Here is a 23,995-nt window from a genome sequence, read left to right on the forward strand (position 1 = left end):
CGCAGATTTGTTCTGCCGGACAAAGCTGCATCTGGTAAGTTCAATGAAAGTACGCAGCCGGCCAGTACTGAGGTTCAGACAGCCCGTTTGCGGATAATGATGCAACAAAAAAGGTGGCCGGGACGTCCCGGCCACCTGTCGTAAAAATCGGTGAATTCAGCGAAAGATCCTGCAGAGCCGGAGTCGGAGGATAATGCTCGAATACGCCTGCACCTGGGTTATCCTAACATCTGCACCAGCCGCGGTTTAAATGTCCTCCTCGTTGAGGTCTTCCAGCTCTACCTGGTTGAGCTTCTGCTCGTAGGGGATGGTGTCGCGCTGGCTGGTGCCGCCGTAGTAGCGGGAGCAGTCAATTTCGATGCTCAGAGGCTGCGTGGGCTTGGGGAAGGGGCCGGTGTTAATGTCGATGCTCTTGTCCTTATACACCTTCTGCATAAAGATACCGTAGAGCGGCAGCGCCAGGCGGGAGCCCTGTCCGTAGGCCCCGGTGCGGAAGTGGATGCTCCGGTCTTCGCCGCCCACCCACATGCCACACACCAGATCAGGGGTGAGACCCATAAACCAGCCATCAGAGTAGTTGCTGGTGGTGCCGGTTTTGGCACCCATCTCATACGGGAACTTGAAGCCACCCTTCAGGATAATGCTGGTGCCGCCTTGTTCCTCGGTAGCGCCGCGTAGCATATAGGTCATCAGGTAGGCAGTTTCTTCGCTCAGGGCTTCGCGCGTCTGGGGTACAAACTCGCGCAGCACGTTGCCATTCTTGTCCTCAATGCGCGTAACCATCATGGGAGCCGTCCAGATGCCTTTGTTTACGAAGGTGCTGTAGGCTCCGGCCAACTCGTAGATGCTCACGTCGGAAGAGCCAAAACCCACGGCCGGCACCGCCTCAATGGGGGAGGTGATGCCTAAGCGCTTAGCGTAGCTGACTACCGTTTCCGGCCCCAGCTTCTTTACCAGCCAAGCCGTAATGGAGTTCATGGAGCGGGCCAGGGCTTGGCGTAGCGTGAAGGTGCGGCCCGAGTAGCTGCCCTCGAAGTTCTTGGGCGTATAGGCTGGCCGGCCGCGCTCCGCCGGGAAGGTAGTAGCTACGTCGGGCCGTTGGTAGCAGGGTGAGTAGCCCTGGTCGATGGCGGCCACGTACACGAAGGGCTTAAATGTGGAGCCCGGCTGCCGCTTCCCTTGCTTTACGTGGTCGTACTTGATGTACTTGAAGTTGATGCCGCCCACCCAGGCCTTTACCTGCCCGTTAAGGGGGTTCATGGCCATGAAGCCCGAGTGCAGCAGGCGCTTGTAGTATGCCAGGGAGTCCATCGGCGACATCAGGACTTCCTTCTCGCCCCCGTTCCAGGTAAATACCTTCATCTTGTACTTCTTGTTGAGGTAGTACTTGATGGAGTCCTTGTTGCCCTCGTACCGGTTGCTGAGGGAACGGTACCGCTCGGTGCGTTGGATGGAAGTGCTCAGAAAGTTGGGGATAACGCGGCCATTCTCGTCGCGCCAGGGCTGCTGGCCCTTCCACTGCTGGTCAAACCACTTCTGCTGCAGTTTCATGTGCTCAGCCACGGCCGCTTCGGCATACTTCTGCATGCGCGAGTCGATGGTCGTGTAGATTTTCAGCCCATCGGCATACAGGTCGTGGTCGGTTTCCTTGGCCCACTGCTTGAGCATCTTGCTCACCTCCACCCGGAAGTAGGGGGCAATACCTTCATTCTGGTTTTCCACATTGTAGCGCAGCACAATAGGCTTCAGCGTATCGGCCTGGAGTTGCTGGGGCGTGATGTAGCCATACTTATTCATCTGGCGCAGCACCCAGTTGCGGCGCACTTTGGAGCGCTGAGGGTTGAATTTGGGACTGAAACGCGTGGGCGCATTCAGCACGCCTACCAGCGTGGCAGCCTCGGGCCGCGTGAGCTCCCGGGGCTTTTTGCTAAAGAAGGTTTTAGCGGCCGTGTTGATGCCGAAAGCGTTGGAGCCGTAGTCGTTGGTATTCAAATACATGCGCAGAATTTCGCGCTTGGTGTAGCTGCGCTCCAGCCGGGTCGCCAGAATCCACTCCTTGGTCTTGGTGATGAGCATTCGCACGCCGGGCACGTCGTTGAGAAGGCCATCGTTCAGGTCTTCGCGGGTGCGGAACAGCACCTTGGCCAACTGCTGCGTGAGCGTGGAACCCCCGCCCCCGCTGCCGCCCGTGAGCAATCCCGCCGCCACCCGGCCAGTTGCCTTGGGGTCGATGCCGGAATGCTCCTCAAAGCGGGCATCCTCAGTGGCAATCAGAGCGTCTACCAGGTGCTGGGGCAGGTCCTCGTACTCGGCGGGGGTACGGTTCTCGCGGAAATATTTGCCCATCAGCACGTTGTCGGCCGAGTAGATTTCGGAAGCCAGCTCACTGCGCGGGTTCTCCAGCGTTTTCAGGTTGGGCATGCGCCCGAACAGATTCAGAAAGTTGATGCTAACGGCCAGCACATACAGCACCAGGCCCACTACACCGGCCCCAAACAGCAGCCAGAACGAGCGGGCCCAGCCGGTGTATCGGCCAGCGGAGGGTGATTTGCGAATAGGATTCTTGGTGGCGGATCTGGCCATTTCGGGAAAGAAAGATGAGAGTCGGCTATACTGCCCGTGCACCGGAGCCGCCTAGCTATAGGGAGGCGGCTCCGGTGCACGGGCATTTTCGACGGTAAAATTAGCGGTAGTTCTGCTGGTAGAACTGCTGATACTGCTCCACGTTCTGCGTCTGGAGCAGCACTGGCAGGTTATCAATACTGATTACCACCGTTTGGTAACCCGCACCCCGCAGCTTGCTCATCGGCGACTGGGGACCGCGCAACTTGAGGGCATAGCTCTGGGCCAGCTTGGCTGTGGGCAGGGTTTCCACCACTACCAGCTCCTGAGCAGCGCCCAGCGGCTGCCGCCGCACCAGCAAGCTGCTGGATTTGAAGTAGCGCGCATTGTACGCTCCCAGCTGCGTTGGCAGATCTTGTAGAGCCGGAGCATCTTTCGCAAATACCAGCACAACTACATGGGAAGCCGCCAGATCCGCTTTAAACGGGGAAGGGGCCGTAGTTGCCGGAGTCGGGGAAGCTGTCGGAGCCGGCTGGGTACCCGTTGGCGGGGAAGTTGGAGTACCGGGTGCTGGTGACGCCGGAACTGGGCTGGGAGCGGAAGGAGGAGTTGTTGTGGGCGTGTTCACCGGGGCGGGAGCTTTCTTGCCCCGGGCACGGGCCTGCGCGGCGGCCTGCCGGGCAGCTTTGGCTTTTTCCTCGGGCGTCGGCTCCGGGGCGGGGGCCGGAGGAGTAGGCGCTGGCGTGGGGAGGGCGGGTGTGGCAGTAGCGTCCGGGGCCGCCGTGGCCGCCTGCGTAGTCAGGGTCGGCAGAGGCGCTGGTTTGGTTGCCGCAGGAGCCACCGGGCTGGGAGTAGTGGCCGGTTTCTGGGCTAGGGGAGTGAGCGGCATCTCATTTTCCTGGTAGAAAATGCGCATCCGGTTTTCCACTTCGCCCGGCTTAAACACGGATATCGGCGGCTTATCGGTAGAAACCAAGGCTCCGGTTACCTGCCCGGCCTCAAACTTCTGGTAGGTGGCCAGCAGGGCCGTGGCCTGGCCGGCCAGGGGGCTCTGCGGGTAGTCTTTGTAGAATTTCTCCACGGCTACTTTGGCCGTAAGGGGCGGCTGCGTTCGGATGGTGAGCAGCGTACTGAGGTAATCAACCTTATCGTTCAGGTCGTTTTGCGGGTACTGCCTGCGGGCCCGCGCTAATACCGCCGCCGACTTCTTAAACTCCTGCTTTTTATAGAAGGTAAAGGCCGAGTCAACCAGCACGGCTACCTGAGCGTTAGCCACCGACGTACGGCGCAGGTACTCCGGGTCGGCTACCAGACGGGCATACGAGGAGTTGGGATACGCCTCCCGCAAACGAGCCGCATAGGTCTGTGCCTTCCCTGCCTCGTTCTGCTCCTTATGCAGCAGATAGAGGATGTACAGGGTTTCGGGCGTGTGGGGGCCGGTAGGGTAGCGGGTGAGTAACTGCTCATAGGTTGCTATGGCGCGGGTCGGCTCCTTCAACTGCTGGTTGTAGATACCGCCCAGGGCATAGAGAGCTTCCTCTGTTTGAGCGTCTGACTGCTGCAGTTGGGTTGGCGTGAGCGGAATATTCTGCCGGTAGCGGCCTATCAGGTCACGCAATTGCACGGCCGGGTCCACGGCCACGGCTGGTTGCACCGTGCCATTCACCACCGTGTTGCTGTTGCCGGCAATGCTCACGGGCACGTTGCCGCCCCGGGCTGTTACCGGTGAGTTGCTGGTTTGGTTTACCGTGCGCCAGTTATCCTGCAGCGGCCGGTCGCCCCAGCGCTTAATAAAGTCATTGCGGGCCGTGCTTAGGGCGGTAGGGTTATCGAAGTACCATTTAGAGCCGGTATTGCCGGCCAGGAAGTCATCGGCACTCACGTTGGTCTGCAGGTCGCGGTTGCTGCTCAGACCAGTAGCAGTTTGCGAAAAGCTCTGACTATTCTGGTCTTGCCGGGCCTGCCGGGCGGCCAGGATTTCCGCTTCTTTGCGCTGCCGGTCCAGCTCGGCCTGGGCGTAGGTAGTGAGCCGGGTGCGCAGGGTAGCCGTATCCAGCCGGGCCAAAGCCTGCAGGCTGTCTTGGGTTTCGATGGTGGTCAGTTGCCGGGCAAAGTCTTGAAGAATGGTAGCCCGCTCGGCCGTGGCCTCATACGTAGGCGACTCCCGGGGCATATTCTGTACCGTGCTATCGTAATACGCCGCTGCCAGACGGTATTTCTGCAGGTTTTCGTAGTAGATGCGCCCGCCCAGCAGATAGGTATAGGACTTCTGGGCCCGGTTGGTAGTAGGCGTGCGCGCCGACTTCTGCAGCAAGGCCAGGGCTTCGGGGTAACGTTGCTGCCGGTATTCCAGCCGCGCCATCTCATAATAAATCTTGTCCCGGTACTCCTTATTCTTGGTGTCCTTAAGCAGCTTGGCGAAATACTTATCCAGTCGGGCCTGGTCACTCTGGTTGAGGTCTGATACCTGCCCCAGCATCAGCTTGCTATAGAAATCCAGTTCGTAGGGTGGATTTTTCTTTAGAATCTGATTCAGCTGGGCATAGGCCTTTTTGTCCTCACCCTGGTTCTGGTACAGCTGGGCCAAAATGTAGCGGGTCCGGGACTGCTCATTTTTGGGCTCGATGTACGGAATGGCCTTTTCCAGATTCTCAATGGCCTTGGCTGGCTCGTTGATCTTCAGGAAATACTCGGCCCGGGTCAGGAACAATTCCCGCGCGTTTCGTTCCGAGCCCTGCTCCTTATCCAGAATATCTGATACGGCGGCGGCGTTGTCCAGCTCCTTCAAGGCCAGAAACGTGCGCATCAGCCAAATCAGGGCCTCGTGGCGGGCGTTGGGGTCTTTGCTGGTAGTATTCACGTATTTAAACGTCTTAGCCGCGTCCTCCAGCTCCCGCTTGTAATAGCGGGCTTTGCCAATCAAGATGTAGCTGTCATCCGTCCAGTCGGATCCGGGGCGGTGCTGCACCGGCAACGAAGCCTTCTTGATGATGTCGTCCATATCGGCCGTTACCCGGGCCACGGTGGCATCATCCAGGGTAGGGAAGAGGGGCAGCACCTGGTTGTAATCGTTCAGGCGGGCGGCATCCAGCGTACTTTCAGCAGCCCGCATCTTTTCCCGGGCCAGGAAATACGCATTGTCGCGGGCCACCACGTTGTCATAGGCGTGCCCAAGTAGGGAGGGGCGTTCAGAAGCGCAGCCCGCTACGCCCGCCACCAGCGCTACGGCAGCCGAAGTGGCGGCAAGTCCACGAACCAGCAGGGAGTTAGTTGTCGTCAAAGCGGCAGAAAGCTCGGAGCAGAAAAAGAGTCAGACGGAAAACGCCGGGCCGCGCCCAAATCGTTCGGCGGCCGGCACTTCCACAACGAAGCAGCGTAGGTAAAAGTACAGGTTTCCCCCGTACCCGGCGCGTATGGGCTCCGATGACGCATCTGTAACGTACTACCTCGTAATTTTACCGTCCCCACCGCCTAATTATCCCATTCAACATGGCCAACCTGAACCCACAGCCACCCCAATCCGATAATAATGCCGACCGGATGCGGGCCGTGGCTAAATACTCCGGCATCGGGGCGCAAATGCTGGCTACCATCGGCCTCAGCACCTGGGCCGGGTATTGGCTCGACGGACATTTTCAGACCAACACGCCGTGGTTCACATTGAGCCTAATGCTGCTGGGGCTGTTTGCGGCCTTATATAATGTTATCCGGGCCGTGTCGAAAGAATCATGAGCGGATACCCTACTGCCATTTCTATTTCTGAGTTGGAGCAGGTGCTTTTCTTGGCTTTGGAAGCACTCAAGCGGCAGTATGGCTTGCAAGGACAGATTCCTCTCACGCAGGATTTTTACTGGAGTATTCCAGAAGATCAACTGTACAATGTAGATGAGGAACCATCGGAACTCACCATTGGCCAACTTAGCGAAGACAGCCAAATACTAAAGGAAGGACTGGCGCGAGGAATTTTAGGTTTCGACCTTCTGAAAGCTTCTCATCTACTCCGATATATCAGTCACACTCATCCAACTCTCGACCTGTTTTGAAATCATTCCTCCGCTCGTACCTGCTGTTCAGCCTACTGCTGGGTTTCGTGCTCTATGCCCTGTACAGCCAGTTCGGGCCGCGCATCGTGCACCCGTTTACGGCGTACACGTTCGGGTTCTTCTTTTTGCTCACGCTGCTGACCTATTGGATAACCGCCAAACTGGTGCGGGCCAATGCCGAAAACTTTATGGTCGCCTATTTCGGGAGCATGGTTGCACGGCTGCTTTTGTCGCTTACGCTGGTGCTGGTGTACCTTTTTACGGGTGGCGGGCACGAGGGCAGCGGCCGTTGGGCCTTTCTGGGAAGCTTCTTTCTCCTATATTTTCTCTTTGCCGGGTTTGAAGTGTGGAGCGTTCTGAGTAACTTGCGCCCGTTTTCAAAACCGGGTGAAAATCCAAGATGAAGGTTTTGTGAACCCCACCCCAACCCCCTCTGAATGAAGCGCTTACTTTTAGCTCTCTTCTGCTTCCTCTCGTTCTCTGTTTACGCTAACGAACCGACGGCCACTACGGAAGAAGCCACCGATAAGGAGGCCTTCAGCCCCGGGGAAATGATTCTGCATCACATTGGTGATTCGCACGAGTGGCACTTTGCCACCCTGGGCGACGAAGAGCACGGTACGCATTTCACGCTGCCCCTGCCCGTAATTGCCTACCGCCCGGCCCAGGGCCTGAGCGTATTTTCGTCCTCACAGTTGGCCGAAGGCAAGGTGTACGACGGTATGAAGCTGGAGCACGAGCACCTGGTGTCGGAAGATGGCAGCAAAGTATATGACTTCTCCATCACCAAGAACGTAGCCTCGCTGATGCTGAGCGCCGTGTTGCTGCTGTTGGTGTTCACGGCCGTAGCCCGCGGCTATGCCAAGCGCGGCAGCGGAGCTCCCAAAGGCATCCAGTCGTTCTTCGAGCCTATTATCGTCTTCATTCGCGACGAAGTAGCCAAGAAATCCATCGGTCCCAAGTACGAGCGGTACATGCCCTACCTGCTGACGGTGTTCTTTTTCATCTGGTTCAACAACCTGCTAGGCCTGATGCCCGGCGGTGCCAACCTCACCGGCAACATTGCCGTTACGCTGACCCTGGCCGTGCTGACCCTGCTCATCACCCTGTTCAGCTCCAACAAAAACTACTGGCACCACATCTTCGCTACGCCCGGCGTACCGAAGCCCCTGCTGCCCATCATGATTCCGGTGGAGCTCATCGGCATCGTGGTAAAGCCCTTCTCCCTGATGGTGCGTCTGTTCGCCAACATCACGGCCGGCCACATTGTAACGCTGAGCTTTATCTCGCTCATCTTCATTTTCCAGAGCATTTACGTAAGCCCGGTTTCAGTTGCTTTTGGCCTGTTCATTAACGTGCTGGAACTGATGGTGGCCATTCTGCAAGCCTACATCTTCACCCTGCTCACGGCCATGTACATTGGCGGCGCAGTAGAAGAGCACCACGACGCCGATTACCAAATGGGCGGTGGCGACGGCGCTGAGCCGGCTCACGCGCACTAAGCTTTCACCACCCCTGATTTTTTTGTTTTTCACTCCCCACAAACCATTTTTTTATGCTTCTTTCTCTGTTGCTGCAACTTGCTAACTCCGTTGGTCTGGCTGTATTTGGTGCCGCTATCGGTGCCGGTCTGGTTGCTCTGGGCGCCGGTCTGGGTATCGGTCGTATTGGTGGTCAGGCTATGGAGGCCATCGGTCGTCAGCCGGAGGCTTCGGGCAAAATCCAAACTGCCATGCTGATCGTAGCCGCCCTGATCGAAGGTCTGGCGCTGTTCGCAGTAGTAGTCTGCCTGCTGATTTCGTTCAACCTGTAGGGTTTGAGATAGTACAAGAGCAGCCCGCTGCGCGCGTCGCTTCAGCGCACGGCGTAGCGGGCTGTCTTGGCTTTTCTGGTACTGGCCTGCTCGGGTAAGCGGCGGAGCTAACGCCCGCAGCCCGGCAGTTACCGGCACCTATCACTCACACTACCTACTTGTTTTCCAGATGTCAATTGTAACGCCCGAATTAGGCCTTATTTTCTGGCAAATCTTCATCTTCGGCATCGTTCTGGTGCTGTTGCGTGCATTTGCCTGGAAGCCCATCCTGGCCTCGCTGAAAGAGCGGGAAAGCTCCATTGAAGGCGCTCTGCGCATGGCCGACCAGGCCAAGCTGGAGATGCAGGAGCTGAAAGCCGGGAACGAAAAACTGCTGGCCGAAGCCCGCATGGAGCGTGACCGTATTCTGAAGGAAGCCACCGACGTTTCGAACCAGCTCATCGAGCAGGCCAAAAACAAGGCTACGGAAGAAGGCAGCCGCATGATCATGCAAGCCCGCGAAGCCATCCAGAACGAGAAGAACGCCGCTCTGGCCGAGGTGAAAAACACCGCCGCCAAGCTCTCCATCGATATTGCTGAGCGCATCCTGCGCCGCGAGCTGGCTGACCAGCCCGCCCAGCAGCAGCTCGTGGACTCGTATCTGCAAGAAGTGAAATTGAATTAGTAGTGAGTATCGAGTATTGAGTAGTGAGATTCGGCTTGCCGGATAACCGCCAACTCAATACGCATTACCAACTACTCAATACTGAAATCAATGTCTGAACTACGAGTTGCCTCCCGTTACGCGAAGTCGTTGCTGGATTTGGCAGAGGAGCGCGGGACGCTGGAGCAGGTAAAGCAGGATATGGACTTGTTCACGAAAGTGCTGGACGAGAACCGTGAGCTGCGTCTGTTACTGCGCAACCCTATTGTGAAGCACGATAAGAAACTGGCCATCCTGAACGCAGTGTTCACCGGCAAGGTATCGGACATCACAAGCAAGTTCTTCACCATTATCACGCAGAAGAACCGTGAAAGCGCACTGGAGTTTATTGGCACCGAGTTTCAGCGCCAGTATAACCAACTGCGCGGCATGCAGCTAGCCGAGGTAACTACGGCTGCTCCGCTGGATGCGCCTACCCGCCTGCAGGTGGTTCAGCTGGTGCGCCAGCAAACCGGCCAGCAGGATGTTACCCTCACCGAGAAGGTAGATCCTTCGCTGATTGGCGGCTTCGTGCTGCGCATCGGCGATAAGCTGATTGATGACTCGGTAAGCTACCGGCTGCGCAAGCTGCGCACCGAATTCTCAAAGAACCCCTACCACTCTTTAGTATAACCCACCATGGCAGAAGTACGTCCGGATGAAGTATCCGCCATTCTGCGGGAACAACTCTCCAACTTCAAAACCGAAGCCGAACTCGAAGAGGTAGGTACGGTTCTGCAGGTTGGTGACGGTGTAGCCCGTATCTACGGTCTGGGCAAAGCCCAGTCGGGGGAGTTGCTCGAATTTGAAAACGGCCTGCAGGCCCTGGTGCTGAACCTGGAAGAAGATAACGTAGGTGCCGTAATGCTCGGCGACTACTCCGATATCCGGGAAGGTGCTACCGTGCGCCGTACCAATAAAATTGCATCGGTTAAAGTAGGTGAAGGCATCATTGGCCGCGTGGTAAACACGCTGGGCCAGCCCATCGACGGCCGTGGCCCCATCCAGGGCGACACCTACGATATGCCCCTGGAGCGTAAAGCTCCCGGTGTAATCTACCGTCAGCCGGTAAACGAGCCCATGCAGACCGGTATCAAGGCTATTGACGCCATGATTCCAATCGGCCGGGGCCAGCGGGAGCTGATCATCGGTGACCGTCAGACGGGTAAGTCAACGGTAGCCCTTGACGCTATCCTGAACCAGCGCGAGTTCTTCGAGCGGGGCGAGCCTGTTTTCTGCATCTACGTAGCCGTAGGCCAGAAGGCCTCGACCGTGGCCCAGGTAGTAAACGCCCTGACCAAGGGTGGTGCCATGGACTACACCGTGGTAGTGTCGGCTTCGGCTTCCGATCCGGCTCCCATGCAGTTCTTCGCTCCCTTCACCGGTGCTGCCATCGGCGAGTTCTTCCGCGACACCGGCCGTCCGGCTCTGGTCGTGTACGATGACCTCTCCAAGCAGGCAGTTGCTTACCGCGAAGTGTCGCTGCTGCTGCGTCGTCCTCCCGGACGTGAGGCGTATCCCGGTGACGTATTCTACCTGCACAGCCGCCTGCTGGAGCGCGCCGCGAAGATCAACGCTTCGGACGCCATTGCCCAGGACATGAACGACCTGCCCGAGAGCATCAAGCCCCTCGTGAAGGGGGGAGGTTCGCTGACGGCTCTGCCCATCATCGAAACCCAGGCTGGTGACGTTTCGGCGTACATCCCGACCAACGTAATTTCGATTACTGATGGTCAGATCTTCCTCGAAACCAACCTCTTCAACTCGGGTGTGCGGCCCGCCATTAACGTAGGTATCTCGGTATCGCGCGTAGGTGGTAACGCCCAGATCAAGTCGATGAAGAAGGTGGCTGGTACGCTGAAGCTGGACCAGGCTCAGTTCCGTGAGCTGGAGGCCTTTGCCAAATTCGGCTCCGACCTGGATGCCTCGACCAAGCTCACCATCGAGCGGGGCCGTCGTAACCTGGAAATCCTGAAGCAGCCCCAGTTCTCGCCCCAGAAGGTGGAGGATCAGGTAGCCATCATTTACGCTGCTACCAATGGACTGCTCGACCAGGTGCCGGTGAACAAGGTGCGCGAGTTCGAGCGTGAATTCACGCAGGTAATGAACTCCCGCCACCCCGAGGTGCTGAAAGGCCTGAAGGCTGGTAAACTGGACGACACGACTACCGGCGCTATCCGTCAGGTAGCGAAGGATCTGTCGTCGGTGTACGCTTCTAAATAATTATGAATGATGAGTTATGAATGATGAGTGGCTTGTCGTCCGGCTGGATAATATGCTCTCCCATTCATAACTCATCACTTATAATTCATAACTCAAAAGAATGGCTAGCTTAAAAGAAGTTCGGAGCCGCATTACGTCGGTGCAGAGCACGCAGCAGATCACCAAAGCCATGAAAATGGTGGCGGCTGCCAAGCTGCGTCGGGCCCAGGATAACATCCTGCGCATGCGTCCCTATGCGCAGCGGCTCAACAGCATTCTGGGCAACCTGACGGCGCTGGCCGGTGAGGAGTTGGTAAGCGAGTACGCGGAGCAGCGCGAGGTGCGTCGGGTACTGGTTATTGCCATTACTTCGGACCGTGGTTTGGCTGGTGCCTTCAACAGCAACGTGTTTAAGGGCGTAAATGCGCTGCTGCAGGACCGCTACGCGGCGCAGGCTGCGGCCGGGGCGGTAACGGTTCTGGCCATTGGCCGCAAAGCCCACGAGTATTTCGGTAAGCGCGTGCCGCTGCTGGGAAACTACCAGCATGTATTCGGCAAGCTGTCGTTTGATACCGTGCGCGAAGCAGCGGAAGAAGCTATGGACGGTTTCCGCGCTGGCCAGTACGACGAGGTGGTGATGGTGTACAACGAGTTCAAAAACGTGGCTACCCAGATCATCCGGACCGAGCAACTGCTGCCGCTGGTGCCCGCTGAACTGCCCGCCGGTGCCCAGGCTACGTCGAACGTGGACTACATCTTCGAGCCTTCGAAGGAGGAAATCGTGCGCACCCTGATTCCGCAGTCGCTGAAAGTACAGCTGTATAAGGCCGTACTGGAAAGCAACGCTTCGGAGCACGGCGCCCGCATGACGGCCATGGACAAAGCCACGGAAAACGCCGGCGAGCTGCTGAAGCAGCTGAAGCTGACCTACAACCGGACCCGTCAGGCCGCCATTACCACCGAGATTCTCGAAATCGTGGGTGGTGCTGAGGCGCTGGCTGCCGGCCGGTAAAGTTTCGCCTGAACCAGAACGTAAAACGGCCCGCTTCCGGAAGGAGGCGGGCCGCTTTGCTTTTTACGTATCAAGAGGAAGCGGTACTGTCTACAGCTGCGCGTACTGACGCCGGGCCAGTACCGGGCTGGGCCTGGGTATGGCCGGTGCCTGCGCCAGCAGCTCCAGAATCCGTTGCGGGCTGAGCTGGGTGAAGTCGGGGATGGTGAGGAGCGGGGCCTGGAATTCGATGGGCTTGAGCGTGGTAGTAACGCCGATGCAGCGCATGCCGGCCCGATACGCCGCCTGCTCGCCCAGCAGGGCATCCTCGAATACCACGCACCGCTCGGGCGGAACGCCCAGCCGGCGGGCCGTAATGAGGTAGGTTTCGGCGTGCGGCTTGCCTTTCGTCACGTCATCCTTACCCACCACTACATCAAAGTAGCGGCGCAAGTCCAGGTGGTCGAGAATGTAACTGATCGTATCGGAGGCAGAGCCGGTACCCAAACCAATTTTGAAACCGGCAGTACGGGCCGCTTGCAGAAAATGGGTGAGTCCGGCTACTTCCCGGCGCTTGTTCCAATACAGCACCCGGTACAGAAACTCACGCTGAGCGGCGTACTCCTGCAGCTGCTTTGCGGGTACGGGATTGGTAAAAACGGTTTTGAGGATATTAGTGGCTGGCATTCCGTTGAGGCGGTGCAGCAGCTTGCGGGCGTTGGTAGTCAGGCCCAGGTCGCGGAACAGCAATTGGAAGGCTCTGGCTTGGTCGGGCGTATTGTCGACGAGCACGCCATCCATGTCGAAGATAAGGGCGTAAGGCTGGGCAATGGACATAAAGGAATGATAACGTGACGGAAGCTCTCAGCGTAGTACGCAACTCCGACGGGGCAGGACTATCTTTACGGTTCCGAACCCAGCAGCTCCTTCGGGGCTGCTTCATATTTTCTTGCCGCTTGAAAACACCTTTGAGCTTATTGCTGGCCGCTACCTTGGCGGTTCCTGCCTTTGCGCAAAAAACTGGTAAACCCCTGGAACGCCCTAAACTGGTGGTGGGCATTGTGGTGGATCAGATGCGCTACGACTACCTCTACCGCTACTGGAGCAAATACAGCAGCGGCGGCTTCCGCCGGCTATTAGGGGAGGGCTTCAGCTACGAAAACGCCCACTACAACTACGTGCCCACCTACACCGGGCCGGGCCACGCCAGCATCTACACCGGTACCACGCCTTCAGTGCACGGTATCATCGGCAACAACTGGCTGGAGCGGGAGCAGGGACGGGGCACTTACGTGACGGAAGATAACACCGTGCAGGCGGTGGGCGGCACGGGCGCGGCCGGGCAAATGTCGCCGCGCCACATGCTGACCACCACCATCACCGACGAGCTGCGGCTGGCTACCAATTTTCAGAGCAAGGTAATTGGTGTGTGCATCAAAGACCGGGGCTCCATTTTGCCGGCCGGGCACGCGGCCAACGCGGCCTATTGGTATGATGGGGACAATGGGGCCTTCATCACCAGTTCCTTTTACACGCAGCAGCTACCGGAATGGGTGACGAAGTTCAACGCCGAAAACCGGGCCGCTAAGTACCTAGACCAGCCCTGGAACACGCTGCTGCCCATTGCCCAGTACACCGAAAGCTCTCCGGATGATGTGATGTGGGAGGGCGCGTTCAAGGGGGAGGCCAAGCCCGTATTTCCCCACGATTTGCCCGTACTGAGCGCCGCGCCCAGCCGGGCGGTGAAGGGCAACATGGAAGCTGCCGGCGAGAAAGCCCCGGTAGCCACGCCCCGCAACCTCGACCTGATTCGCTCCACACCGTTTGGCAACTCGCTCACCCTCGATTTTGCCCTGGAAGCCATGCGGGCGGAGCAGCTAGGCCAGCGCGGGCAGACGGATTTTCTGGCCTTGAGCTTCAGTAGCACCGATTACGTGGGACACCAGTTCGGACCGAACTCCATTGAAGCGGAGGATACTTATTTGCGCCTGGACAAAGAGCTGGAACGGTTATTTGCCTACCTGGACAAGGCCGTGGGCAAAAAGCAGGCACTGGTATTTCTGAGTGCCGACCACGGTGCGGCCCACTCCCCCAATTTCCTGATTGACAAGAAAATTCCGGCCGGCTCGGTGGGTCCCGGCCTTATGCGCGACTCCTTGCAGCGCAAGTTGGAGCAATTGCACGGAGCCGGCAAGTGGGTGCTCAGCTACGAAAACCAGCAGGTGTACCTGAACCGCCCCCTGATCATGCAGAAAAAGCTGGACCTGTACCAAGTGCAGCGGGAGGCAGCCAGTATAATGGTGCAGTTTGCCGGCGTAACGCGGGCCCTGGCCGCCGAGGACGTGCAGAAGTCACATTGGGAAAGCGGGATGCTGATGTATCTGGAAAACGGCTACTTCCCAAAGCGCTCAGGCGACGTGCTGGTGGTGCTGGAGCCGGGCTGGCTGGAGTCGTATCAGTTCCCGGTAAACAAAGGCACCACCCACGGTTCCGCCGGTAATTATGACACCCACGTACCGGTTGTGTTCTGGGGCTGGCACGTAAAGCACGGGCAGTCGTCAGCTCCGGCAAAGATTACCGATATTGCGCCCACATTGGCCCGCTGGCTTCACATTCAGGAGCCCGATGGCTGCACTGGCCAACCATTGCCGGAAGTGCTGGGCTGGTAATTGGTTTTTCGGTGGTCGTTTTTGGTTTTTTGTTTCGGTTGCTTTCCTGGCTGTACATGCCGGGCTCTGAGAACAGATAGCTAAAGCGATAAACCAAAAACCGGAAGCCAACAACCAAAAACGAATAACCAAAAACCAATACCCATTAATGGCTCATTTTAACCCCTGGCACGACGTAGAGCGCGGCGAAGACGCTCCGAAGGTCGTGAATGGCATCATTGAAATTCCCAAAGGCTCGAAGGGCAAATACGAGCTGGATAAAGACAGCGGCCTGCTGAAACTGGACCGCGTGCTATTCTCGGCCGTGCATTACCCAGCCGCCTACGGCTTTATCCCGAAAACTTACTGCGACGACAAAGACCCACTGGATATTCTGGTGCTGTGCTCCGTGGACATCGTGCCAATGTGCCTGGTGGAAGCCAAGGTGATTGGCGTAATGCAGATGATTGACCAGGACGAGGAAGACGACAAAATCATTGCCGTGGCCGCCAACGACGTGTCGGTGAACCACTACAACGACATTGCCGACCTTCCCCCGCACACCCTGCTGGAAATGCAGCGCTTTTTCGAGGACTACAAGGCCCTGGAGCATAAGCAGGTAACCGTGGAGCGTTTTATGGGCCGCGAAGATGCCTACCGCATCATCGAGGATAGCATTAAACTCTACGAGGAAACCTTCCCGAAGGGTAACCCCAAAGACGTGGAGGACGTACAAGAGGCTCTGAGCTAATCCACCCTACTTCCTTCTACACACCGTGCAGCCCCTGGCCGTCAGCAATGATGCCGGGGGCTGTTGCGTATACCGGCATCCGGCAGGGCGTTAGCGCAGCGGTTTCGGTGGTATCTTGCTCCGCTCATTCCGCTGTGTCCGTGCCTGCTTTTCTTTCTGTGCTCCGTCGCCCGCTCGATGCCGTACTGTACAGCAGTACATGGCTGTCGTTGGCGGCACTGGGGTTGATGTGGGCCACATTCCTGTTCTGGCGGGTACACATTCCGGTACCGCTGGGCGGGCTGATTTTTTCGGCTACCCTGTTCCTGTATAATCTGGACAGCGTGCTGCCGTACAAGCAGGGCCAGCACCCTGGCCTGTCGCGGCGTAAGCAGTGGATGCAGCGGCACCGCCGGGCGTTGCTGGGGGTGGCGCTGGCGGCCGGGGCAGTGGCCGGGGCCCTGTTTCTGCGGGATGCGCGGCTGCTGCGCCTGACACCGTTTCTGGTGCACCTGGGGTTGATTTCGGTGCTGTACTCCATGCCGCTGCTCAGGCGCCGCGGCCGCTGGTGGGCTCTGCGCGATTTGCCGCTGCTGAAGGTGTTTCTGATTGCCTACGTGTGGGCTGGCGTAACCGTGTGGATACCGGCCCTGTACCTGGGCCGCGGGCTGCTGGAGCCGGTAGTGGGGGTGCTGTTTCTGCGGCGCTTCCTGTTCATCCTGGCCCTGGCCTTCGTGTTCGACATCCGCGACTATACCAAGGACCAAGCCACCGGCACCCGCACGTTTCCGGGCGTATTCGGCATTCAGGCCACCAAGTGGCTGGCGCTGCTGGCCCTGGGCGTGGCGGCGCTGCTGGTGCCGCCCGGCACCCCGGCGGGCCATCACCTGCCGCTGCTGCTGCCGCTGCTGGCGGCCGCGCTGGTTATCTGGTTTGCCGAGGAACGGCGGCCCGATTACTACTTCGCCCTGCTCACCGATGGGGTGATGGTGCTGCAGTTTGCGGCGGTGTGGTGGAGTACGCGGGGACAGGCCGTAAGTTTCTCGTAGTAACCCGGCTCGGAACTGCCGGAAAAGACCTATTCTTGCCGCGTCTGCACGGTGCGGACGCTCGAATGCAAGGCTCGTATGCTGAACCTGTTGCGCACCGGTGCGGTGCTGCTGGCGGCGCTGGGGTACCCGGCCCGCGCCCAATCTCCCGACCCCGTGGCGCTGGTAAACCCGCTGATGGGTACCGACTCCAAGCCCAGCCTCTCCAACGGCAACACTTATCCGGCCATTGCCCGGCCCTGGGGCATGAACTGCTGGCTGCCGCAAACCGGCAAAATGGGTAGTGGCTGGGCCTACCAGTACGCGGCCGATAAGCTCAAGGGCTTCAAGCAGACCCACCAGCCCTCGCCCTGGATGAACGACTACGGGCAGTTTGCCCTGATGCCCATCACCGGCAAGCTGCGCTTCGAGGAAGAGGAACGGGCCAGCTGGTTTTCGCACAAGGCCGAGGTGGCCCAGCCCCACTACTACCGGGTGTACCTGGCCGACCACGACGTGACCGTGGAGCTGACGCCCACCGAGCGGGCCGCCCGCTTCCGGTTTACCTTCCCGCAAACCGACAGTGCCTACGTGGTGCTGGATGCCCTGGATAAAGGCTCGCACGTGCAGGTGTTGCCCCAGCAGCGCCGCATTGTGGGTTACACCACCCGCAACAGCGGCGGCGTGCCCCAGAACTTCCGCAACTACTTCATCATCGAGTTCGACCACCCGTTCAGCAGCACCACCATCTACCAGGATAAGGTGCTGGACGGCAGGCTGCTGGAAGCCACGGCCAACCACACCGGCGCGGTGGTGGGCTTCAAAACCCGACGGGGCGAGCAGGTGCAAGCCCGGGTGGCGTCGTCGTTTATCAGCCCCGAGCAGGCCCTGCGCAACCTGGAGCAGGAAATCGGGGCGGCCGATTTTGAGGCGGTGCGGCAGCAGGGCCACGCCGCCTGGCAGGAGCAGCTGGGCCGCATTAAGGTAGAAGGTGGTTCGGAGGCGCAGCAGCGCACGTTTTACTCGTGCCTGTACCGGAGCCTGCTGTTCCCGCGCAAGTTTTACGAGCTGGATGCCCAGGGCCAGCCGGTGCACTACTCGCCCTACAACGGGCAGGTGCTGCCGGGCTTCCTGTATACTGACACCGGCTTCTGGGACACGTTCCGCTGCCTGTTTCCGTTCCTGAACCTGCTGTACCCCAGCGTGAACAGCCAGATTCAGGCCGGACTGGTGAATACGTACAAGGAAGGCGGCTGGCTGCCGGAGTGGGCCAGCCCGGGCTACCGCAACATCATGGTGGGCAACAACTCGGCGTCCATTGTGGCCGATGCCTACCTGAAAGGCGTGCGGGGCTACGACATCAACGCCCTCTACGAAGCCGCCCTGAAGGGCGCCAACAACCCGGGGCCGATGGAAGCCGTGGGCCGGGCCGGGGCCAGCTACTACACCAAACTGGGCTACGTGCCCTACGATGTTAAAATCAACGAAAGTGCGGCCCGCACCCTGGAATACGCCTACGACGACTTTGCCATTGCCCAGCTGGGCCGGGCCCTGGGCCGGCCCAAAAAGGAAGTGCAGCTCTACGAAAAGCGCAGCCAGAACTACCGCAACCTGTTCGACAAGCAAACCGGGCTGATGCGCGGCAAAAACCAGGACGGCACGTTCCAGTCGCCCTTCAACCCCTTTAAGTGGGGTGATGCCTTTACGGAAGGCAACAGCTGGCACTACACCTGGTCGGTGTTTCACGATGTGCAGGGGCTGATGAACCTGATGGGCGGCCCCCGGCCGTTTGTGGCTACCCTGGATACGGTATTTGCCCTGGCGCCGGTGTTCGATGCCTCCTACTACGGCTCGGTGATTCACGAAATCCGGGAAATGCAGATTGCGGGCATGGGCAACTACGCCCACGGCAACCAGCCCATCCAGCACATGACCTACCTCTACAACTACGCCGGTCAGCCCTGGAAAACGCAGTACTGGGTACGCGAAACCATGAACCGCCTCTACCAGCCCACCCCCGACGGCTACTGCGGCGACGAGGACAACGGCCAGACCTCGGCGTGGTACGTGTTTTCGGCGCTGGGCTTCTACCCGGTGTGCCCCGCCACCAACCAGTACGTGCTGGGGGCCCCGCTTTTCCCGAAGGTGACGCTGCAGCTGGAAAACGGCCGGCAGGTGGTGCTGAATGCGCCCAACAACAGCGTCGCCAACCGCTACATCAACGCCCTCACGCTCAACGGCCAGCCCTACACCCAAAACTGGCTCAGCCACGAGACCTTGCAGCAGGGCGCTACGCTGAACTTCGACATGGCCCCGGAGCCCAACCGCCGCCGCGGCAACACCCTGCAGGCGGCGCCCTTCTCCATGTCGAAAGCCCGGTAGCGCACCTGGCCCGCAGCTTAGGGCAGCAGGGCCCGCGTATCGGTGGTAAGCTCCTGCAGGGCCGGGCCGATACACCGCACCAAGTCGCCGGCCACAAGGCCGGCCTCGCCGGTTTCGCGGGCGGCCAGGTCGCCCGCGCGGCCGTGGGCGTAGAGGCCCAGCAGGGCGGCATCGAGCGGGGAGAGGCGCTTATCGGCGCGCAACGCCAGCAGCAGGCCCGTGAGCACGTCGCCGCTGCCGCCGGTGGCCATGCCGGGGTTGCCGGTGGTGTTGAAGTACACCGTGCCGTCGGGGGTAGCCAGGGCCGAGTACGCACCCTTCAGCAGGCAGTAGCTGCGGTGCTGGCGCGCAAACCCGCGCAGCTGTTCCAGCCGGTGGTAGTCGTCGCGCGCGGGCTCGCCCATCAGGCGCTCAAACTCCTTGGGGTGGGGGGTAAGCACGGTGTCGGGCGGCAGCAAATCCAGCAGCTCTCGGTGGGTCCCCAGCAGGTTCAGCGCGTCGGCATCGAGCACCAGCGGCACCCGGGCCGTTTCGAGGAGCTGCTGCAGCACCGTCCGGCTTTCGTCGGCCTGCCCCAGCCCCGGGCCGATGCCCACGGCAGCGTAGGGTGTCAGGTCGGGCAAGGCGGTCAGAAAAGCGGGGGCCGGGTCGGGCAGGCACATGGCCTCGGGCACGGTGGCTTGCAGCACGCTGTACCCCACCTGCGGCACCCGCACCGTGAGCAGCCCCACGCCGCCGCGCAGGCAGGCCCCGGCGGCCAGCACGGCCGCGCCCAGCTTGCCGTGGCTGCCCGCCAGCAGCAGCGCGTGCCCGAACGTGCCTTTGTGGCTGAACCTGGGGCGCTTCGGCAGCCGGCCCCGGAGCAGGTTATCCTCAATCAGGTAGTTATCCACAGGGGTTTTGTGGATAACTTCGGCGTCCAAGCCAATCGGGAGTACCGCCCATTCGCCCACGGCGGCGGCGTTGCCGGGCAGCAGGAACGCCAGCTTGGGCAGCTCGAAGGCGAGCGTGTAGTGGGCCTGCACCACCGGACTGTCAGCGGGCTGGGGCGCGTCGGCCAGCAAACCCGAGGGCATATCCACGGCAATACGCAGGGCGGGACACTGATTGAGATGCGCCACCACTTCCGCCGCCAGCCCAGTAAGGGGCCGGCTCAGGCCCGTGCCGAACAGGGCGTCCACCACCACCGCGCCGGCCGGCCAGGCCGGCAGGTGCCCGGCCCGTAGCTCCTGGCAGGGCACGTCGGTGGGCAGCTGTCGGCGGTTGGCGGTAAAGTCGGCCGAGTGTTTGGTGGCGGGCAGCAGCCACACCCGGGGCTGGTAGCCGGCCTGGTGCAGCAGCCGGGCCAGGGCCAGCCCGTCGCCGCCGTTGTTGCCGGGGCCGCAGAGGATATGGAAGGGCGTGGCGTAGGCCGGGTGCAGGGTGTCGAGCAGCCAGTTCAGCAGGGCCGTAGCCGCCCGTTCCATCAGCTCCAGCGAGGATATGCCCTGGGCCTGCAGGGTGCCTTCATCGAGGGCGCGGGTTTGGGCAGCGGTGAGGAGTTTCATACAATGCCTATACTTGAAACCGAATCTATCGGATACACGATGCGCTATTCTCTTTTGCTGCTGGCTCTGGGTGTGCTGGGCTGTTCCGAGCCGAAGTCTGACACCGCCGCGGATTCTGCTGCCCGCAATACGCAAGAGGCCCCTACGGTTTCCGCTCCCGCTGATTCCGTGCGGGTGCAGACGTTACCTGCCAACCAACTGCCTGCCGGAGTGCCCAGCCAACCCGGCAAGGTGCTGGAGCTAAAGCAGTGGACCGATGCCAACGGCCTGAACCTACTGCGTATAACCCGAACCCCGGTTCAGACGCTGCCCGCCCGGCCCGCCGATGACCCCAATGATACCCAATCGGTGCGCCTGTACGTGCGCCAGTACGTGCAACGAGCCGGCCAATGGCAGGAATTGTGGCATTTGCAGGATGCGGTGGAACGCTGCGCCTTCGACACGTGGCTGGGCCCGGTGCCCGGTTCCGTAACCGTTACCGACCTGGATGCGGACGGGCGCACGGAAACCACCTTACTCTACAAGCTGGTATGCCGCAGCGACGTGAGTTCGGCCCCGCTCAAGCTCATCATGCGCGAAGGCCCGGCCAAGTATGCTCTGCGCGGCTACACCGTGGTGCAGTCCGATTCGGTACCGGCCCGCCAGCGCGTACCCGCCAGCTCTTGCTGCCTCGATACCATCCGTCCGGCCCGGTTGGAGGCGCACTATGAGTTGTATGGGGGGCGCTATGAAACGGAGAAGGAGTTTCGGCAGGCTCCGCCCGCGTTTTTGCAGTTTGCCCGGCGGCACTGGCGCCGTTGGGTAGTGGAGCAGGAATTTGAGCAGTTGTAGCCGGCCCGGTCTGGTTCCGGAAAACTTCCGGCCCGGCCCCCGCGTTTGCACAGTAGTTGATTTTCTGATCTTATCCTCCCCAACCATGCAAACCTGGAACGACGTAATCCGGCTGGCCAACCATGGCAGCCCGGCCCCCGATAGACGAGTAGAAAAAACCGACGCCGAGTGGCGCGCCCAGCTTACTCCCGAGCAGTACCACGTAACCCGCCAGCACGGCACCGAGCGCGCCTTCACCGGCGAGTACTGCGAGGCCCACGAAGCCGGCCTCTACGCCTGCGTGTGCTGCGGCACCCCACTCTACGACTCGCGCACCAAGTTCGAGTCGGGCACCGGCTGGCCCAGCTTCACCCAACCGGTGCAGGAAAACGCCATTAAGTACAAGAAGGACACCAGCTACGGCATGACGCGCGTGGAAGTGCTTTGCAACGTCTGCGACGCCCACCAGGGCCACGTATTCCCCGACGGCCCCCCGCCCTCCGGCCTGCGCCTGTGCATCAACTCGGCCGCCATTAAGCTGGTGAGCGAAAAGCAGGAGGCGTAGGATAACCGCCCCCGACCCGTTACTTTAGAAGCCGCTTGTAGTGTTTCCGTTGAAACGCCGCAAGCGGCTTTTTTTAGGTTATAGCAGTACCCAATGACGCGTGAAGAATTTGTAGCGGAGCTGCGCCGTTTGCACCCGCTGGCCGAGGCCAATCCAACATCCTACCGGCGCCGGGTGTGGGGCTGGGCCTTACTGGGATATGGTTTTATCGCCCTGCTGCTGGCGGGCACAGTAGGCCTGCTGGGGGCGGTGCTGGCCGTGGGACTGGCCGCCAAAGCCCTGGGGGCTATCTGGAAAATCGGGGTGCTGCTGGTGGTGTTTGGGTGGCGGGTACTTCGGTCGTTGTGGGTGAAATTTGAGCGGCCCGAAGGGTTGCCCTTGGGCTCCGCCGAGGCCGCCCCGCTGCTGACGCTGTTGCGCGCACAAACCCGCGCCCTGAAGGCCCCGCGCGTGCATCAGGTGCTGCTCACGGCCGAATTCAACGCCTCAGCCGTGCAGGTGCCGCGCCTGGGCATGCTGGGCTGGACGCGCAACTACGTAGTGGTAGGCCTGCCGCTGCTCCAGGCATTGAGCCCCGAACAAGCCGCCGCCGTGGTGGCCCACGAGCTGGGACACCTGCGTGGCGGGCACGGCCGGTTTGGGGTGTGGATCTACCGCGTAAGCAGTACTTGGGACCAGCTTATGAGCCAACTGGAGCAACAGGGCGGTGCGGCCTGGCTGCAGCGCTTCACCCGCTGGTACGTGCCTCGCCTCAACGCCTGGTCCCACCCGGTCCGGCGCACCGATGAGTTTGAAGCCGATGCCGCTGCGGCCCGCCTTACCAGTGCAGCCGCCATGGCCGAGGCGTTATGCGCCACGGTGGTGCGGGAGCAGGCCCTGGATACGTTGTACTGGAATCCGCTGATTGACCGGCTGGCCACGGAGCCGGCTCCGCCCGGCAATGCCATCAGCGGCCTGTTGCCGGTGGCGCGCACCGGGCACCTGCCCATCACGGAGGAAGCCCGCGCCCTGCAGCAAGCTCTGGAAGCCGACCCCGACCCTTTCAGCACGCACCCCACGCTGGGAGAGCGGCTACGGGCTCTGGGCCAGCCGGGGGGAGTACCTGCTCTGCCCACCCAAACGGCCGCGGAAGCCTGGCTGGGCGACCAACTGCCACGCCTGGCAGCCTCCCTCGACGCGAACTGGGCGGCTGAGCGCACCGGGTTCTGGCAGGAGCGGCACGCCGAGTTGCAAGAGCAACGCCAGCGCCGCCAAACCCTGGCCGAGCGGCAAGCAGCCGGGGAGGAGCTCTCGGCCGACGATGCCTGGGCGTTGGCCGACCTGACCGAAGACCACGTGGGAGCCGATGAGGCGCTGCCCCTGTTTCAGGCGCTGTTTACGAACTCCACCTGGGAGTTGGCCGCGCGGTTTGCCGTGGGCCGCATTCTGCTCAGCCGCGATGATGCCGCCGGCCTGCCGCTGCTGGATGAGGTGATGAGTCGGGAGCCAAATTTCATGGGCCCGTGTTTGGCCCTGCAGGAGGCGTACTACACCCGTGCAGGCAACCGGGAGCAGGTCCGTGAGCTGGCGGCGGCCCAACTGCGCCACGCCGATATCTTCGACCTGGCTGCGGCTGAGCGGGCTTCCGTGGAAGTCACCGACCAACTGCATGAGCCCACGGTTTCGGAGACGCTCCGTGCCGAGCTGCAGACGCGGCTGAGCCGTCCGGAACTGGGCGTGCAGGCCGCCTGGCTGTTGCAGAAACGGGTGCAGCACTTTCCGCATAAGCCTTTCTTCGTGCTGCTGGTGCAGCCCGCGGTGGCCCGCCGCTCGCCCGAAGAAGTAACGGCCTGGGTGCGGCAGGTGGCCGGCAGCCTGGATATGGAAGCCGAAATTCTGGTAGTCAACGACAACAAGCAGTGGGCGTGGCTGGGCGAAAAGGCCCGGCAAACCCCCGGTGCCGCCGTGTACCCGGTAGCGTAGCCCAGCGGCCTGAATCAGGTGCCGGAACCA

20 protein-coding genes are annotated in these 23,995 nt (G+C 60.6%); 16 read left to right on the forward strand and 4 right to left on the reverse strand.

What is annotated here, in order from left to right; translation table 11 throughout:
- Positions 1-246: 246 nt before the first annotated feature.
- Together ACN19L_RS13920 and ACN19L_RS13925 are read right to left on the reverse strand one after the other, a co-directional pair.
- Positions 247-2,583, reverse strand: a complete 2,337-nt coding sequence (locus tag ACN19L_RS13920) for a transglycosylase domain-containing protein (protein ID WP_426490103.1) — start codon at positions 2,581-2,583, stop codon at positions 247-249.
- A 100-nt stretch (positions 2,584-2,683) separates the two neighbouring features.
- Positions 2,684-5,842, reverse strand: coding sequence for a tetratricopeptide repeat protein (locus tag ACN19L_RS13925; RefSeq protein WP_426490104.1), 3,159 nt, complete (start codon positions 5,840-5,842; stop codon positions 2,684-2,686).
- Between the two features lie 209 nt (positions 5,843-6,051).
- On the opposite strand from ACN19L_RS13925, the gene ACN19L_RS13930 reads away from it, so the two are divergent.
- The 9 genes from ACN19L_RS13930 (at position 6,052) to atpG (ending at position 12,314) form a co-directional block, all read left to right on the forward strand.
- Entirely contained in the window at positions 6,052-6,294 is a 243-nt protein-coding gene (locus ACN19L_RS13930; protein ID WP_426490105.1) for an AtpZ/AtpI family protein, read from the forward strand.
- Positions 6,291-6,605, forward strand: a complete 315-nt coding sequence (locus ACN19L_RS13935; protein WP_426490106.1) for a hypothetical protein — start codon at positions 6,291-6,293, stop codon at positions 6,603-6,605. The genes ACN19L_RS13930 and ACN19L_RS13935 overlap by 4 nt, the downstream gene beginning before the upstream one ends.
- 47 nt (positions 6,606-6,652) lie before the next feature.
- Positions 6,653-7,009: a hypothetical protein gene (locus ACN19L_RS13940; RefSeq protein ID WP_426490107.1), complete on the forward strand. Its 357-nt coding sequence runs from the start codon at positions 6,653-6,655 to the stop codon at positions 7,007-7,009.
- Between the two features lie 33 nt (positions 7,010-7,042).
- Positions 7,043-8,107 (forward strand): F0F1 ATP synthase subunit A, encoded by a 1,065-nt coding sequence (atpB, locus tag ACN19L_RS13945; protein WP_426490108.1) that lies wholly within the window; start codon positions 7,043-7,045, stop codon positions 8,105-8,107.
- Positions 8,108-8,160: 53 nt separating this feature from the next.
- Positions 8,161-8,418 (forward strand): ATP synthase F0 subunit C, encoded by a 258-nt coding sequence (gene atpE / locus ACN19L_RS13950; protein WP_125432155.1) that lies wholly within the window; start codon positions 8,161-8,163, stop codon positions 8,416-8,418.
- Positions 8,419-8,587: 169 nt separating this feature from the next.
- Entirely contained in the window at positions 8,588-9,082 is a 495-nt protein-coding gene (locus ACN19L_RS13955) for a F0F1 ATP synthase subunit B (RefSeq protein WP_426490109.1), read from the forward strand.
- Between the two features lie 90 nt (positions 9,083-9,172).
- A complete protein-coding gene (atpH, locus tag ACN19L_RS13960) occupies positions 9,173-9,733 on the forward strand; it encodes an ATP synthase F1 subunit delta (protein ID WP_125419285.1) in 561 nt (186 codons plus the stop codon).
- Between the two features lie 6 nt (positions 9,734-9,739).
- Complete coding sequence (gene atpA, locus ACN19L_RS13965; protein WP_426490110.1) at positions 9,740-11,323, forward strand: F0F1 ATP synthase subunit alpha; 1,584 nt, start codon at positions 9,740-9,742, stop codon at positions 11,321-11,323.
- Positions 11,324-11,423: 100 nt separating this feature from the next.
- Positions 11,424-12,314, forward strand: a complete 891-nt coding sequence (atpG, locus tag ACN19L_RS13970) for an ATP synthase F1 subunit gamma (protein ID WP_426490111.1) — start codon at positions 11,424-11,426, stop codon at positions 12,312-12,314.
- 90 nt (positions 12,315-12,404) lie between these two features.
- On the opposite strand, the gene ACN19L_RS13975 is transcribed toward atpG, so the two are convergent.
- Entirely contained in the window at positions 12,405-13,130 is a 726-nt protein-coding gene (locus tag ACN19L_RS13975) for an HAD family hydrolase (RefSeq protein WP_426490112.1), read from the reverse strand.
- Between the two features lie 119 nt (positions 13,131-13,249).
- On the opposite strand from ACN19L_RS13975, the gene pafA reads away from it, so the two are divergent.
- The 4 genes from pafA to ACN19L_RS13995 all read left to right on the forward strand — a co-directional run bounded on the left by pafA (position 13,250) and on the right by ACN19L_RS13995 (position 19,081).
- Positions 13,250-14,962: an alkaline phosphatase PafA gene (gene pafA, locus ACN19L_RS13980; RefSeq protein ID WP_426490113.1), complete on the forward strand. Its 1,713-nt coding sequence runs from the start codon at positions 13,250-13,252 to the stop codon at positions 14,960-14,962.
- Between the two features lie 148 nt (positions 14,963-15,110).
- Positions 15,111-15,692 carry an inorganic diphosphatase gene (locus ACN19L_RS13985; RefSeq protein ID WP_426490114.1) on the forward strand — a complete coding sequence of 194 codons (582 nt, stop codon included), beginning with the start codon at positions 15,111-15,113 and terminating at the stop codon, positions 15,690-15,692.
- A 158-nt stretch (positions 15,693-15,850) separates the two neighbouring features.
- Positions 15,851-16,720, forward strand: coding sequence for a UbiA family prenyltransferase (locus ACN19L_RS13990; RefSeq protein WP_426490115.1), 870 nt, complete (start codon positions 15,851-15,853; stop codon positions 16,718-16,720).
- 78 nt (positions 16,721-16,798) lie between these two features.
- Complete coding sequence (locus tag ACN19L_RS13995) at positions 16,799-19,081, forward strand: GH92 family glycosyl hydrolase (RefSeq protein ID WP_426490116.1); 2,283 nt, start codon at positions 16,799-16,801, stop codon at positions 19,079-19,081.
- A 17-nt stretch (positions 19,082-19,098) separates the two neighbouring features.
- Here the strand turns inward: ACN19L_RS13995 and ACN19L_RS14000 are convergent, their stop codons facing one another.
- The gene (locus ACN19L_RS14000) at positions 19,099-20,628 is read right to left on the reverse strand and encodes an NAD(P)H-hydrate dehydratase (RefSeq protein WP_426490117.1); all 1,530 of its coding nucleotides are present in this window, start codon (positions 20,626-20,628) and stop codon (positions 19,099-19,101) included.
- 39 nt (positions 20,629-20,667) lie between these two features.
- Between ACN19L_RS14000 and ACN19L_RS14005 the strand changes: the two genes are divergently transcribed.
- The 3 genes from ACN19L_RS14005 to ACN19L_RS14015 all read left to right on the forward strand — a co-directional run bounded on the left by ACN19L_RS14005 (position 20,668) and on the right by ACN19L_RS14015 (position 23,965).
- Positions 20,668-21,459 carry a M949_RS01915 family surface polysaccharide biosynthesis protein gene (locus ACN19L_RS14005; protein WP_426490118.1) on the forward strand — a complete coding sequence of 264 codons (792 nt, stop codon included), beginning with the start codon at positions 20,668-20,670 and terminating at the stop codon, positions 21,457-21,459.
- Positions 21,460-21,544: 85 nt separating this feature from the next.
- Positions 21,545-22,003, forward strand: a complete 459-nt coding sequence (gene msrB / locus ACN19L_RS14010; RefSeq protein WP_426490119.1) for a peptide-methionine (R)-S-oxide reductase MsrB — start codon at positions 21,545-21,547, stop codon at positions 22,001-22,003.
- Positions 22,004-22,096: 93 nt separating this feature from the next.
- Positions 22,097-23,965 carry a M48 family metalloprotease gene (locus ACN19L_RS14015; RefSeq protein WP_426490120.1) on the forward strand — a complete coding sequence of 623 codons (1,869 nt, stop codon included), beginning with the start codon at positions 22,097-22,099 and terminating at the stop codon, positions 23,963-23,965.
- The last annotated feature ends 30 nt before the right edge of the window (positions 23,966-23,995 follow it).

This window comes from Hymenobacter sp. 102, assembly GCF_049949205.1.
Lineage (GTDB): Bacteria > Bacteroidota > Bacteroidia > Cytophagales > Hymenobacteraceae > Hymenobacter.

Bases quoted from the DNA above. Each gene is read 5' to 3' on its own strand.
- ACN19L_RS14005 (WP_426490118.1), top strand. From the start codon at position 20,668: ATGCGCTATTCTCTTTTGCTGCTGGCTCTGGGTGTGCTGGGCTGTTCC.
- atpE (WP_125432155.1), top strand. From the start codon at position 8,161: ATGCTTCTTTCTCTGTTGCTGCAACTTGCTAACTCCGTTGGTCTGGCT.
- atpA (WP_426490110.1), top strand. From the start codon at position 9,740: ATGGCAGAAGTACGTCCGGATGAAGTATCCGCCATTCTGCGGGAACAA.
- atpB (WP_426490108.1), top strand. From the start codon at position 7,043: ATGAAGCGCTTACTTTTAGCTCTCTTCTGCTTCCTCTCGTTCTCTGTT.
- ACN19L_RS13920 (WP_426490103.1), bottom strand. From the start codon at position 2,583: ATGGCCAGATCCGCCACCAAGAATCCTATTCGCAAATCACCCTCCGCT.
- ACN19L_RS13975 (WP_426490112.1), bottom strand. From the start codon at position 13,130: ATGTCCATTGCCCAGCCTTACGCCCTTATCTTCGACATGGATGGCGTG.
- atpH (WP_125419285.1), top strand. From the start codon at position 9,173: ATGTCTGAACTACGAGTTGCCTCCCGTTACGCGAAGTCGTTGCTGGAT.
- atpG (WP_426490111.1), top strand. From the start codon at position 11,424: ATGGCTAGCTTAAAAGAAGTTCGGAGCCGCATTACGTCGGTGCAGAGC.
- ACN19L_RS14000 (WP_426490117.1), bottom strand. From the start codon at position 20,628: ATGAAACTCCTCACCGCTGCCCAAACCCGCGCCCTCGATGAAGGCACC.
- msrB (WP_426490119.1), top strand. From the start codon at position 21,545: ATGCAAACCTGGAACGACGTAATCCGGCTGGCCAACCATGGCAGCCCG.
- ACN19L_RS13955 (WP_426490109.1), top strand. From the start codon at position 8,588: ATGTCAATTGTAACGCCCGAATTAGGCCTTATTTTCTGGCAAATCTTC.
- ACN19L_RS13995 (WP_426490116.1), top strand. From the start codon at position 16,799: ATGCTGAACCTGTTGCGCACCGGTGCGGTGCTGCTGGCGGCGCTGGGG.
- ACN19L_RS13985 (WP_426490114.1), top strand. From the start codon at position 15,111: ATGGCTCATTTTAACCCCTGGCACGACGTAGAGCGCGGCGAAGACGCT.
- ACN19L_RS13930 (WP_426490105.1), top strand. From the start codon at position 6,052: ATGGCCAACCTGAACCCACAGCCACCCCAATCCGATAATAATGCCGAC.
- ACN19L_RS14015 (WP_426490120.1), top strand. From the start codon at position 22,097: ATGACGCGTGAAGAATTTGTAGCGGAGCTGCGCCGTTTGCACCCGCTG.
- ACN19L_RS13935 (WP_426490106.1), top strand. From the start codon at position 6,291: ATGAGCGGATACCCTACTGCCATTTCTATTTCTGAGTTGGAGCAGGTG.